An 11,557-nucleotide genomic window follows, 5' to 3' on the forward strand; every position below is an offset into this window, starting at 1 on the left:
ACGAATGCGGCAACGCCATGACAGCCACACCCGGCATCCCTGGGTGTCCCGATCTTACGAATGACCGCGATCAACCCACGAAGAAAGGTATGGATCACCCATGCCGCTCAGGCTACGGTCGCAAGCCCGGCGACGGGTGCGCACGCTGCTGCGACGCACCGGCCGCGGACAGTGAAAGCCAGGAAGGCGATAATGAAATCATGCAGTCACGAAGCGAGTTGGGGGAATTTTTACGTTCACGGCGGGCCAGGATCCGCCCCGAGGACGTCGGCTTCGCCTCCGGCGCAGGCCTGCGGCGCGTGCCGGGGCTGCGCCGTGAGGAGCTGGCGCACCTTGCGGGGGTGAGCATCGACTACTACGTGCGCCTGGAGCAGGGCCGCAACCGCAGTGTGTCGGACGCCGTGCTCGGGGCGGTGGCTGCCGCCCTGAAACTCGACGAGGACGAGCGCGCCCATCTCTTCAGGCTGGCGCGGCCCCGGAAGCCGGACCCGGACACCGGGCGGTCCGGCGGTGGGGAGACGCGCCCCGGAGTGCGTCGGCTGCTGGACTGGATCACCGCTCCGGCGCTCGCCATGGGCCGCCGGATGGACGTACTGGCCTGGAACCGGCCCCTGTGCGCCCTCATCACCGACTTCGCCGCACTGCCTCCGGCCGAGCGCAACCTGTGCCGGCTCCATCTGCTGAACGACGAGATCGGCCGCCGCTACCCGGACCGCGAGATGATCGCCCGCGAGGCAGTGGGTCATCTCCGCATCGCCGCGGGCCGCTTCCCGGAGGATCCCGAACTGTGGCGGTTGGTCGAGGAACTCAACCAGGGCAGCGAGGAGTTCCGGCGTCACTGGCAGCAGCACACCGTGCGCACCAAGTCCCACGGCCTCAAACGCATCGACCACCCCGAGGCCGGCCCGCTCACCCTCTCGTACGAGATCACCCACTTCCCCCAGGACCCCGAACTGAGCCTGCTCGTCTACACGGCCGCTCCGGGTTCGCCCGAGGAGGAGGCACTGCGCGCCATGGCCGTGGCGTAGGCCGGTGAGGGGGGACTGGGAGTACCCAGGTTCGCCCTGTCTCCGGTGAGGCAGAGCGGAGGGAGCCGGCCCGCGGCCCGCCCAGGATGAACAGGACCATCCGCCCCACCGGCCCCGCGAGGTCCTCCATGCGCCTTTTCGCGTCCGCCATGGCAGCCGTCACCGTGCTCGCCCTCACCGCCGCAACCGGCTCCCAGGCCGCCACCGGCGCCGAATCCGCCACCGGCTCCGAGACCGCCACCGCGCGGCTCCCCGACCACTACGTGATCCCGGGGGAGAGTGCCTTTCCCACCGGCGTGGCCTACGATCCGCGCAGCGGGCACTACTACGTGGGCAGCGCCCAGGACGGCACCCTCTACCGGGGGCACGTGCGCAAACCCACCGCACGGGTCTGGTCGCCCGACGAGAGGGACGGACGCTCCTTCACCGCCGGCATGACCATCGACGGTGAGGGACGGCTCTACGTCAACGGAGGCGGCACGGGCACGCTGCGCGTCTACGACACGGCGACCGGCGCACTGCTGACCAGACTGAACGGCGCGAAGGGCGGTTTCGTCAACGACGTCACGGTGGCCGCCGACGGTACCGCCTATGTCACCGACTCCTTCAAGCCGGTCGTCTACCGCCTGACCGAGGACGAGCGCGGCCGGTGGAAGCTGGAGCACTGGCTCGACGTCGACGCCTCGGGCATCGACTGGGTCGACGGACAGCACAACCTCAACGGCATCGTCGCGATCGGCACCGGCCACTTGCTCGCCGTGCAGAGCAACACCGGAAAGCTGTGGCGCATCGACCGCTCCACCGGCCGGACCGCCGAGGTCGACCTCGGCGGCCACACCCTTGCCAACGGCGACGCCCTGGCATGGAGGGACGGGCGTCTCTACGTGACGCAGGGCAACCTGTACGCCGATCCCGGCACCCAGCCGCAGGTCGCGGTCATCGAGATGAACGACGCCCTCACCCACGGCCGCTTCGTCGACCGACTGGTGCCGCCGGGCGGGCTCCTGCATCCCTCCGCCGCGGCCCTCACCGACCACGACCGCCTTCTCGTCGTGAACAGCCAGTACAACCGCTGGGTCGCCGGCCTTCCCCCGGAGAGCCTCCCCTTCACGGTCTCCAGCCTGCCGCTCGGCCGGCGGACGACCGCCCCGGGGCCGCACTCCCCGGGTTCCGGGCCGGCGGCTACTGCCGGTACCCGCTGAGGAACCGTCCGATCCGCCCGATGGCGGCCTCCAGGTCGTCCGCGTGGGGCAGGGTCAGGATGCGGAAGTGGTCGGGGGAGGGCCAGTTGAAGCCGGTGCCCTGGACCACCTGGATCTTCTCCCGCAGCAGCAGGTCCAGGACGAACCGCTCGTCGTCGTGGATCTTGTGCACCTTGGGGTCGATACGCGGGAACGCGTACAGCGCGCCCTTCGGCTTCACGCACGACACACCCGGGATCTCGTTCAGCTTCTCCCAGGCCACGTCCCGCTGTTCGCGCAGCCGTCCGCCCGGAGCCGTCAGTTCGCGGATCGACTGGCGGCCGCCGAGCGCCGCCTGGATGGCGTACTGGGCGGGCGCGTTGGCGCACAGACGCATGGAGGCCAGCATCGTCAGGCCCTCCAGGTAGTCGCGCGCGTGCTGCCGAGGCCCCGTGACCACCAGCCAGCCGGAGCGGAAGCCCGCCACCCGGTAGGTCTTGGACAGGCCGCAGAAGGTCAGGACGACCAGGTCGGGGGCGAGCGCGGCGGCCGAGTGGTGCACGGCGTCGTCGTACAGGATCTGGTCGTAGATCTCGTCGGCGAAGACCATCAGGCCGTGCCGGCGGGCGAGGTCGAGGATGCCCTCGACGATCTCCTTGGGGTAGACGGCGCCGGTGGGGTTGTTGGGATTGATGATGACGACCGCCTTGGTGCGGTCGGTGATCTTGGACTCCATGTCGGCCAGGTCCGGGTACCAGTCCGCCTGCTCGTCGCACAGGTAGTGGACCGCCTTGCCGCCCGCGAGGGTCGTCACCGCCGTCCAGAGGGGGAAGTCGGGGGCGGGGATCAGGATCTCGTCGCCGTCCTCCAGCAGGGCCTGTACGGCCATGGAGACCAGCTCGGAGACGCCGTTGCCGAGGAAGACGTCGTCCACGTCGACCTCCAGGCCGAGGGCCTGGTAGCGCTGGGCGACGGCCCGGCGGGCGGAGAGGATGCCGCGCGAGTCGGTGTATCCGTGCGCCCGCGGCAGCATGCGGATCATGTCCTGGAGGATCTCCTCCGGCGCCTCGAAACCGAAGAGCGCCGGGTTGCCGGTGTTCAGGCGCAGCACGCTGTGCCCCGCCTCCTCCAGCGCGTTGGCGTGCTCGATGACCGGGCCGCGGATCTCGTAACAGACCTCGCTGAGCTTGTTCGACTGCCGGAACTCCATTGCGGCGCTTCCTCTCCGGTATCTGGTGTTGCTTGGTTTTACCAAGTGCGAGCTTGGAAAGTCCAACAACTTGTCTACACTGCGTCGCATGTCACCTCGCCGAAGCTACGACCAGTACTGTTCCGCCGCCCGCGCGCTCGACGCCGTCGGCGACCGCTGGACCCTGCTGATCGTCCGGGAGCTGCTCGCCGGTCCGCGGCGCTACACCGACCTGCACGCCGATCTGCCCGGCGTCAGCACGGACGTACTCGCCTCGCGGCTGAAGGACATGGAGCGTGACGGGCTGACGACCCGGCGCCGGCTGCCCCCGCCCGGAGCGGCGTACGTCTACGAACTGACCGCTCGCGGGCGCGAGTTGCTGCCGGTGCTTGAGGCCCTCGGTGCGTGGGGCGCCGGCGAGCTGGGAGAGCGCAGGCCGACGGACGCGCTGCGGGCGCACTGGTTCGCGCTCCCCCTGCTGCGGGCCCTGCGCGAGGCAGGGGCGGAGGAGGGGCTCGTCGAGGTTCGGCTGGAGGAGGGGAACTTCCACCTCTACGCGGGCGGCGGCGGGGAAGGCCCGGTGTACGGCGACGGGTCCGCGCCGGGGGAGCCCGACGCCCTGCTCGTGCTGGACGCCGGGACCTGCGCCGCGCTCAGCCGTGGGGAGTTCGGCCTGCGGGACGCGGTGCGGGACGGCCGGGTAGCGGTGACCGGTGACGGAACGGCGGCCAAGGCGCTCCGCGAGGACTGAAGCCGGCGGAAACGGCAGAAGGCCCGCCGGGGGCGGGCCTTCCGTGACGGGTGGGCCTTCCGGGACGGCGGGCCGTCTCTGGGGCGGTGGGCCTTCCGGGGCGGTGGGCGTTCCGGGACGGCGGGTCTTCCCGGAAGGCGGGTCTTCCCGGAAGGCGGGCCCTCCGGGACGGCCGGGCCTTTCGGGACGGCCGGGCCTTTCGGGACGGCCGGGCCTTTCGGGGAGCCGTCAGACGCCCGGCGGCACCCGCCGCGGCCGTCCCGCCCCGCGGGTCAGCGCGTAGCCGCCGATGCCCGCCAGTGCGGCCAGCACGCCGCCGATCCCGGTCCACACCCACCGGTCGGACCACCAGCCGGAGGACCAGCCGTCATCGGGCTCGATCGCGGACAGCACGGCGCCGCGCTCCGGGTCCTCCTCGTCCGCGCCGGACCTCACCGCCACGCCCGGCACCAGCGGCTCGGCCAGCGAACCGTCCACCGCCGCCGCGCCGCCGATGTCCTTGGAGTCCACCCGGACCCCGGCCGAGACCGGGACACCCAGGTCCGACGTCGGGAGGTTCACCGCCGTCAGCCGGATGTAGTACGTCCCCGGCAGCGGATCGTCGGCCCACGGCTCCGACCAGGCACGGACCGTGCGCAGCACGCAGGCCAGCTCCACGGACGAGGTGCCCGCCGCGGCGGTGCGGGACTGTGCGCCGTACTGACAGGCCTGGCGGCGGCGCAGACCGTCGTACACGTCGATCCGCCAGGTCTCGGCGGCGTGCGTCTCGGGCAGCTTCACCGTGGCCTCGACGGTGGGGCGCTGCCCGGCGTCGGCCGGGAACGACCAGTACAGGTAGTCACCGGCGGAGCCGCGCGCCGTGGCCGGCTGCCCCTGCTCGATCTCGGTCGCCGTACGGAAGGCCGTGCCCGCCTCGGTCGGCGCGCCGGCGTCGTCCGACGGGCTCGCGGAGGGCGAGGAGTCGGCCGCCGCAGGGGACACGGCGAGGCCGAGCAACAGCGCAACGGCGCCCAGCACTCGTATCGAACGCATCAGTTGGTCCTCCAGACCGCGAACCGCCGGCGTGAGAGCCAGCCCCACAGCAGACCGGCGAGGAACCCGGCCAGGATCAGCGCACCGAGCAGCCACCAGCCGCGTCCGAGGCCGAAGGAGGCCACGTCACCGGCGTCGCTCGGACCGTCCACGACGTCGACGGTCAGCTCCAGCGGCAGTCCGGGCGTGGTCTTCACGCCGGCGGCGACGGAGAAGGAGTTGGTGACCTGGAGACACACGGTCTCGGCAGGGGCGTCCTCCTCGTCGCTCTCCGCCTTCGGATAGCGCAGCCCCGCGGAGAGCACATCGGTACGGCCGTTGCCCGCCGCCTCGCCGCGCACGATCTCCCGGCCGTGCACCGTCACCGCCCGCAACAGCACCCCGTAGGAGGGGTTCACGGCGCGGTCGGCACCCACGCTCACCGAGGCGCGCAGCTCCTGGCCCGGCTCCACGTCCACCCGGTACCAGCGCTGCCGGCCGAACTCCTCGCGGTCGGTGTACAGCCCCGACTTCAGCGTCGGCGCCTTCGCGCACGCGTCCGCGCCCTCGGTGGCGACCGGGGTCACCACCGGGTCGGCCGCGCGGTCCACCAACTGGTTCACCTTGTCGGTGAGTTCGTCGGTGTGCTCGACCGATGTGTACGTCCCGCCGGTCGCCTCGGCGATGCAGCTGAGCTGCTGCCGCATCTTGGCGTTGGGGACCAGCCCCAGCGTGTCGATGGTCAGCCCGATGCCCTTGGCGGCGATCTCCCGGGCCACCTCGCACGGGTCGAGCGGGGCGCAGGTGTCCTCGCCGTCACTGATCAGCACGATGCGCTTGGAACCGTCGCCGCCGTCGAGGTCGTCGGCCGCCTCCAGCAGCGCGGGGCCGATCGGCGTCCAGCCGGTGGGTGCCAGCGTCGCCACCGCCGTCTTGGCCTCGGTGCGGTCCAGCGGGCCGACCGGGTAGAGCTGCGCGGTGTCCTTGCAACCGGTCTTGCGGTCGTCGCCCGGATAGTCGGCGCCCAGGGTCCGGATCCCGAGCCGCACCTCCTCGGGCGTCGCGTCGAGCACCTCGTTGAACGCCTGCTTCGCCGCGGCCATCCGCGTACCGCCGTCGATGTCCCGCGTCCGCATCGAACCGCTGACGTCGAGCACCAGGTTGACCTTCGGCGCGTCATCGCCCGTGGGTTCACCGGCGGCCGCTCCGGCCGGGAAGGCGACCCCGGCCGTCAGCGCGGCGAGCAGGGCACAGGCACCCGCCGCCAGCCGTGTTCTTGTGATCATCGGCGGATCTTATTGATCAGTGGTGCCGGGCTCCAAAACGAGACCGCGACGACGCCCCGACTTCATTTCCAGTGCAGCGGATTGGGCAGCCGGGCCCAGAGGTCCCCGCCGCTCTCCGGCGAAGTACGCATCAGCGTCAGAGCCTTGACCGGCAGCGGCTCCTCGAGCAGCGCCACGACGTCCGGTGTGCGCGGCAGTTCGCGCACGGCCCCCTCCAGCGCCTCCCGCAGCGCCGGACCCGATCCTACGGCCGCCGCGAGCGCGCCACCCACCAGCGAACCGAACAGCTTGCGGCGCAGCACCGCCGGGTCGTCCGTGAGCATGCGCGGCGGCAGCTCGGGGGCCGGGACGCCGTGCCGCGCCAGGCGCGCCGGGCTCACCCTGATGTCGGCGAGGTCGCGGTAGACCAGGCGCCGGGGCTCGCCCGCCCGGTCCAGCACCACCAGCAGGTTCTGGCCGTGCGCCTCCAGGGCCACGCCCAGCTCCAGGGCACGCAGTCCGACGGTGAGCGCGAGCCGGGCGAAGGCGGCCGGCCAGCCGGGGCGGCGGGGCAGCCCGGCGGTGGCGAGGGCGGCCACCGGAACGACGCGCTCGCCGCCGCTCGCGTACACCTCGGGCGACTCGCGCAGCACGGCGGCCAGGTCGGGGGAGTGGGCGGTGGCCGCCCCCAGGGTGCGGGTCATGTGGAGCAGGCCGTCCGTACGCGCCGCCAGATCCTCCCCGAAGGCCGACAGGGTCGCCGACGCGGCGATCGAGGCGACCGAGATGTCCCGCACGGAGGAGGTGAGCCGGGCACTCAGCGCCGTCTTGACGTGCGGTCCGCCGGGCACGGCGAGCGTACGCAGGGACATCAGCGGACGGGCGGCGATCCGCTCCTCGCACGGCCGCTTCAGCACGTGCGCCGCCTGCCACGGATGCACCGGGAGCAGCACCTTCGCCCCGTCCCGCAGGTCCGTCGGCCACACCCCCGTCACCAGGCACGCGGAGGCCGGCACGGGCACCAGCCCCAGCCCCACCACCGGCCGGTGCTCGGGCCCGTACGCGAGCTGGTCCGCCACCGAGAAACCCGGACGGGAACGGCAGTTGGGGTGGTAGGGATGCCCGTCCACCACCCGCTGCTCCCAGACCCAGTCCCGCTCCGGCCACTCGTCCGGGTGATTCTCCGGGGCCGTCCGCGACAGCGCCAACGACGCGACACTGTGGCCGAGTTCCGCCGCGAACCCCGCTGAGTGCGGCACGGCGAGGTCCGCCGTCAGCCGCGCCGGATCGTCGTAGGACACGTCGTCGAGGCGTACGACGCGGACGTACGCGTCCGTCCGGTACGGGTCGGCGGACGGACCGGCCAGGCGGCGGCCGTCCCGCAGACGCAGCACGAGCCCGTCGCGCACCGCCTCCCGGCCCGCGACCCACGGCAGCGGTTCATGGGCGAACGCACGCCACAGCCGGGTCAGCACCGCCGCGCGGGCGCCGGGCAGCCCGGCCGTGTACTCGGACAGCAGACCGGGACGGACGACGGCCAGTTCGTCGGCGACCTCGGTCTCCGCGGTGGGGGGACGATGCACGGGCGGGCTCCTCGGGTACGAATCGGGTACGAGTAGGAGGTCACGGCACAGGGACGACGACGGGCATCACGACAGACATACTGATCGCCTCCGCCTCTCCGTCATGGACAGACCGTAGGGAACGAGTGGAACGCGTGGATTTCCTGCCCCCGCCCACCGGCGCCGACGCCGCCCCCCGCCCGGGCTTGGCCGAATTGGCCGACGCCTACGCGATGGTGCCGCTGCTCAACTGCCTGCTGCGCGAGGTGGCCGAACCCCTGCCGGACCCCGGCCCCCGGCCCGTGTACCGGCTGCCCGGCGGCCGACTGCTGCGGGTACGCGCGGGCCGCCGCCCCGCCGAGCCGGAGGTCGCCACGGCGGCGGGCGGCTGGCACCCGGTCGGCCACACCGCGCTGGTGAAACTCGTCGCCGAGGAACTGCGCCACCACACCGGCCTGCCCAACCACGAACTGCCCACCGAGATCACCGACAGCCGCGACACGGTGGCCGCCCTCCTCACGGCCCGCGCCCGCGCCACCCCTCCCCAGGACCCCTACCTCCGCTCCGAACAGGCCCTGATCACCGGCCACACCCACCACCCCGCCCCCAAGGCGCGCGGCGGGGCCCCACACGCCACCTGGCTGCCATACGCACCCGAGGCGCACGCCCGCTTCCCGCTGACCCTGCTCGCCGTGCGCGAGGACACGGTCGTCGAGGAGGGCGACACCGCCGCCCTCGACGCCCTGGCCGAGGCCCCGCCCGGCTACCGGCTCCTCCCGGCCCACCCCTGGCAGCTCGACCTGACCGCGGGCACCCTCGCCCCCGCCTTCGCCGACGGCCGCCTGATCCGCCTCGGCACGACCGACGGCTTCGTCTGGCCGACGGCCGCGATCCGCACGGTGTACGCCCCCGACCTCGACCTCTTCCTCAAGTTCAGCCTCGACGTACGCATCACCAACGACATCCGCCGCCTGTGGCGCCACGACCTGCTGAAACTGCGCCGCACCGACACCGCCGTCACCGAGGCCTTCGACGCCATCGGCCCACCGGCCGCCTGGCTCGCCGACCGCGGCTACCGCACGGCGGGCTTCGCCTTCGAGGAGCTGGCCGTGGTCGTCCGCGACGGACTGCGGGGCCGGGTCCTGCCGGGCGCCACCCCGCTGCTCGCCGCCGCCCTCGTGGAGGGCTTCGAGGGCAGCCCGCTGGAGGCCGCCACCGACCCGGCGGCCTGGTGGGAGGCGTACCTCGCGGCCGTCGTCCCGCCCGTCCTGACCGCCTTCGCCGAGGACGGCGTCGTCCTGGAGGCGCACCTGCAGAACACCCTGGTCGCCGTGGACGCGGCCGGTACCCCGGTGCAGGCCCTGTTCCGGGACGCGGAGGGCGTCAAGCTGCTGCCGGACACCTCGCGGGCGGCCGGGTGGGAACGGCTGGTGTACTGCCTCGTCGTCAACCACCTCATGGAGATCGCCGCCGTCCTGGCCGAGCACCACCCCGGCCTCGCCCCCTGGCCCGCCGCCCGCCGGACCCTGGCCCGCCACACCGACCTGCCGGAGATCCCGTCCCTCCTCACCGCACCCACCCTCCCCGCCAAGACCAACCTCCTGCTCCGCTGGACGGGGGCGGACGGCGCCGACGCGCGGTACCGGCCGCTGGCCAATCCGTTGCGGGGGGCGTGAGCGTCAGTGGTCGGTCGTGTACGTGAGGAAGCGGACCCAGGCCGTCGGGGAGACGGCAAGCTGGTCGCCGTGGCGCACCTTGGAGTCCCGGACGTGGACGGTGCCGGGGCAGGCGGCGACCTCGACGCAGTCGCCTTCACTGCCGCTGCTGTAGCTGGACTTGTGCCACGTCATCGCCACTTCGACGCAGTCGTCGCCTTGGGAGCCGCTGTAACTGCTCTTGAACCAGGCCAGTTCGGACGTGTTCATAGCGCTCCTCGCATTCGCTTCAACAGGCCCACGGAGTCCTCGGGGGTCAGGGCCTGTGAACGCATCTTGGCATAGCGCTGGTGGCATCGGCTGATCTCCTTACGATCGGTGATCAGCCGCCCGTTCTCCTGCCCCTCCGAGTAACCGAACCACTGGTTCTCCGGCGTCTCCGCCAACCGCATCGGGCCGTCCAGCCCCGCGTGCACCGGCTGGTGCAGGGGCATCAGCTGGAACTCCACGTTCCAGTGCCGCTCGACCACGCCCAGCAGGTGGTCGTACAACTCGCGCGTCACCTCCTCGCCGCCCGTGCCGCGCTCCAGGACCGCCTGCTCCACGATGAAGCTGAACGCCGTCGGAGGGTTCCGGCTCGTCGCCAGGAGTTCGTGCCGGGCCATGCGGGCCGTGATCCGGTCGTTCATCTCCTTCTCGGCGGGCAGCGGCGGCACGCTGAACGACACCGCCCGCGCGTACCCTTCCGTCTGCAACAGCCCCGGCACCACCCGGCATTCATACGTGTACAGACTTACCGCCTCCGCCTCGAACCGAGCCCACTGCCGGAACCAGCTCGCCAGCCCCGGCTGCCGCGACAGATGCCGTGCCGCACCCCGCAGCGCCCCGAACGCGTCGAGGACTTCCTCCGCGCGCTCCACGAAGTCCACCGGCGGAAACCGCCGCCCCTGCTCGATCGACGCCACCGTCGGCACCGAGTACCGCACCAGCGGCGCGAACTCCTCCTGCGTCAGCCCCGCCCGTTTGCGGAACGCCTTGAGGACCTCCCCGAAGGTCCTGAGACTGTCCGACCGCTCCGGTTCCCCGCCCCCACAAGGCGCCTCCGCGCCACCCGCACCGTCCGACATCAGGGCACCTCCCACACGTACACCCACTCGGGCAAACCCACCCAACGGGCTTATGGTCACGGATGGTTACCTCTACCGTCCACCTTCCGTACCCGTACGCTGACCCTGCGTACCGGTCGCCGAACTGGTGGGAGGTCGTCGCCGCAGGTGGGATGGGCGGCATGAGACCAGCCTCCACCCCCCGACTCCCGGTCACCGCGCGTGTGTTCGTGCAGCGGTTCAGCTCCACCCCGCGCGGTGCACGACTGGCCCGGCATCTCGCCCTGCACCGCCTGGACTCGTGGGGTGTCCCGTACGGCTCGCCGGTCTCCGACACGGCCGCGCTGCTCGTCGCGGAGCTGGCGGCGAACGCTGTGACGCACGGGCGGGTGCCGGGGCGGGACATCGAAGTGCGGCTGCGGCTGGACGCGTACACGCTGCGGATCGACGTGTCCGACGCCAGGGGAGAGAGGCGGCCGCGCGGGCCGGAAAGCACGGACGCGGTGACGCCGGAGGCCGAGCGCGGCCGGGGCCTGCTGCTCGTGGACGCGCTCGCCGACTGGTGGGGCGTCTTCGACCGCGTACCCGTCGGCAAGACGGTCCGGGCGGAACTGGACCTGCGGTGACGCTTGTCGCAGTGTCAGTCGGAAGGAAAGCGGGCTGAGGCGCCGGCCGCCGTGGGTGGGCGGCCGGCGCCATGGGTGTCATGTCAGGCGATGATGCGGTTGTAGTTGTTCCATCCGTGGCCGATTTGGCGGACGTCGCCGTAGGGGTCGCCGTTGTCGCGGTTGAAGTTGTTGGAGTAGAGC

11 protein-coding genes are annotated in these 11,557 nt (G+C 72.3%); 5 read left to right on the forward strand and 6 right to left on the reverse strand.

What is annotated here, in order from left to right; translation table 11 throughout:
- The first annotated feature begins 200 nt into the window (after positions 1-200).
- Together ACFCZF_RS28465 and ACFCZF_RS28470 are read left to right on the forward strand one after the other, a co-directional pair.
- On the forward strand, positions 201-1,028 hold the full coding sequence (locus ACFCZF_RS28465) for a helix-turn-helix transcriptional regulator (RefSeq protein WP_376674055.1): 828 nt from the start codon (positions 201-203) through the stop codon (positions 1,026-1,028).
- A gap of 149 nt (positions 1,029-1,177) precedes the next feature.
- Positions 1,178-2,230 carry a hypothetical protein gene (locus tag ACFCZF_RS28470; protein ID WP_376674056.1) on the forward strand — a complete coding sequence of 351 codons (1,053 nt, stop codon included), beginning with the start codon at positions 1,178-1,180 and terminating at the stop codon, positions 2,228-2,230.
- On the opposite strand, the gene ACFCZF_RS28475 is transcribed toward ACFCZF_RS28470, so the two are convergent.
- The gene (locus tag ACFCZF_RS28475; protein WP_376674057.1) at positions 2,211-3,419 is read right to left on the reverse strand and encodes a pyridoxal phosphate-dependent aminotransferase; all 1,209 of its coding nucleotides are present in this window, start codon (positions 3,417-3,419) and stop codon (positions 2,211-2,213) included. The genes ACFCZF_RS28470 and ACFCZF_RS28475 overlap by 20 nt on opposite strands.
- A gap of 88 nt (positions 3,420-3,507) precedes the next feature.
- Here ACFCZF_RS28475 and ACFCZF_RS28480 point away from each other — a divergent pair, with 88 nt between their 5' ends.
- Complete coding sequence (locus ACFCZF_RS28480; protein WP_376674058.1) at positions 3,508-4,149, forward strand: winged helix-turn-helix transcriptional regulator; 642 nt, start codon at positions 3,508-3,510, stop codon at positions 4,147-4,149.
- 228 nt (positions 4,150-4,377) lie between these two features.
- Here ACFCZF_RS28480 and ACFCZF_RS28485 read toward each other — a convergent pair whose 3' ends face one another.
- The 3 genes from ACFCZF_RS28485 to ACFCZF_RS28495 all read right to left on the reverse strand — a co-directional run bounded on the left by ACFCZF_RS28485 (position 4,378) and on the right by ACFCZF_RS28495 (position 8,008).
- The gene (locus ACFCZF_RS28485) at positions 4,378-5,181 is read right to left on the reverse strand and encodes a hypothetical protein (RefSeq protein ID WP_376674059.1); all 804 of its coding nucleotides are present in this window, start codon (positions 5,179-5,181) and stop codon (positions 4,378-4,380) included.
- On the reverse strand, positions 5,181-6,446 hold the full coding sequence (locus tag ACFCZF_RS28490) for a VWA domain-containing protein (RefSeq protein WP_376674060.1): 1,266 nt from the start codon (positions 6,444-6,446) through the stop codon (positions 5,181-5,183). The genes ACFCZF_RS28485 and ACFCZF_RS28490 overlap by 1 nt, the downstream gene beginning before the upstream one ends.
- A gap of 62 nt (positions 6,447-6,508) precedes the next feature.
- A complete protein-coding gene (locus tag ACFCZF_RS28495; protein ID WP_375922908.1) occupies positions 6,509-8,008 on the reverse strand; it encodes an IucA/IucC family protein in 1,500 nt (499 codons plus the stop codon).
- A gap of 125 nt (positions 8,009-8,133) precedes the next feature.
- Here ACFCZF_RS28495 and ACFCZF_RS28500 point away from each other — a divergent pair, with 125 nt between their 5' ends.
- A complete protein-coding gene (locus tag ACFCZF_RS28500; protein ID WP_376674061.1) occupies positions 8,134-9,663 on the forward strand; it encodes an IucA/IucC family protein in 1,530 nt (509 codons plus the stop codon).
- A gap of 3 nt (positions 9,664-9,666) precedes the next feature.
- Here the strand turns inward: ACFCZF_RS28500 and ACFCZF_RS28505 are convergent, their stop codons facing one another.
- Both ACFCZF_RS28505 and ACFCZF_RS28510 read right to left on the reverse strand, forming a co-directional pair.
- Positions 9,667-9,912 (reverse strand): DUF397 domain-containing protein, encoded by a 246-nt coding sequence (locus ACFCZF_RS28505; protein ID WP_376674062.1) that lies wholly within the window; start codon positions 9,910-9,912, stop codon positions 9,667-9,669.
- Positions 9,909-10,769 (reverse strand): helix-turn-helix transcriptional regulator, encoded by an 861-nt coding sequence (locus ACFCZF_RS28510; RefSeq protein ID WP_376674063.1) that lies wholly within the window; start codon positions 10,767-10,769, stop codon positions 9,909-9,911. Before ACFCZF_RS28510 ends, ACFCZF_RS28505 begins: the two co-directional genes overlap by 4 nt.
- Before the next feature lie 161 nt (positions 10,770-10,930).
- Here ACFCZF_RS28510 and ACFCZF_RS28515 point away from each other — a divergent pair, with 161 nt between their 5' ends.
- The gene (locus ACFCZF_RS28515) at positions 10,931-11,374 is read left to right on the forward strand and encodes an ATP-binding protein (RefSeq protein WP_376674064.1); all 444 of its coding nucleotides are present in this window, start codon (positions 10,931-10,933) and stop codon (positions 11,372-11,374) included.
- Positions 11,375-11,557 lie beyond the last annotated feature (183 nt).

The sequence above is a fragment of the Streptomyces sp. NPDC056296 genome (assembly GCF_042268605.1).
Taxonomy (GTDB): domain Bacteria; phylum Actinomycetota; class Actinomycetes; order Streptomycetales; family Streptomycetaceae; genus Streptomyces.